General features: G+C 66.3%; 1 protein-coding gene and 1 pseudogene. Both read right to left on the bottom strand.

What is annotated here, in order from left to right:
• Positions 1-451, bottom strand: a 451-nt coding sequence (locus H8B02_RS47590) for a hypothetical protein (RefSeq protein ID WP_229172561.1), incomplete at its 3' end; no start/stop codon positions are given.
• Between the two features lie 46 nt (positions 452-497).
• Positions 498-741 (bottom strand): annotated as a pseudogene (locus tag H8B02_RS47585) (hypothetical protein); the annotation flags it as partial.

The following is a 741-nucleotide window of genomic DNA, read 5'->3' as shown; positions in this document are numbered from 1 at the left end:
GGTCAGGATCGGTTCGAGGGTGGCGCGGCTGCCACGTCAACTGTAGCAGAGTCGCGGATGGACGCCGGCCCGCCTTGGCGCATTTGCGGCAGCGCAGCCTGCTGGCGAGATCGTGCACGAAGGTGGTCGGCGGGTGCTTCATCGCCGCGAGGTCCACGTCGCTCGGCGTCTTGCAGCGCGCGCACCTGATCTCCAGCCAGGGGAAGCCTCCGTTCACGGCCTGATCGATGGTCGGCGACGGATCTATCGGTTCGCCGTCACTCCACATCCGCTCGTTCCAGCTTTCGCAAAGCAACCTGTCAGCTTGCTGGATCATCGCCTCGCCTTTGGCCCGCATCTCCGCCGATTGGGTCGCCAGGATGTTAGCCATCGCGCGTGCCTTGCCGAGCTCTTTCGCCAGAGCCTTGCGATCGCCGCCCGACAAGGGCGTGGGGTGATACTTCGGGGCCATCCGGACACCCAGGCGCAATGAGATCGGATCGGCAAATCCAGAGCGGCTACGGCGTCTCGAACGCTGGCCAGCACCCGTCTTCTTCATGCCTGCCGGTGCGCTGCTGGCAGGTGTTGTCGAGCAACCGCTGCGCCACGTCCTTCCAGACTGCGTTGGCGCCATACAAGCGGACGGCATCGGCGGTCTGGATTTCCACGGTCCGCTCGCAGCGGCGGCAGGAGACGCGCAGCACGTGGGCCTTGATTTCTGAAAGGCGTCGCTGTCGGGCCTGGGCCACGGTCGCGCCGGCG

Origin of the sequence: Bradyrhizobium altum, assembly GCF_020889705.1 — a bacterium.
GTDB classification, from domain to species: Bacteria; Pseudomonadota; Alphaproteobacteria; order Rhizobiales; family Xanthobacteraceae; genus Bradyrhizobium; species Bradyrhizobium altum.
The sequence above is the reverse complement of the archived record's forward strand: the minus strand, read 5'-3'. Positions and strand labels throughout refer to the sequence as shown.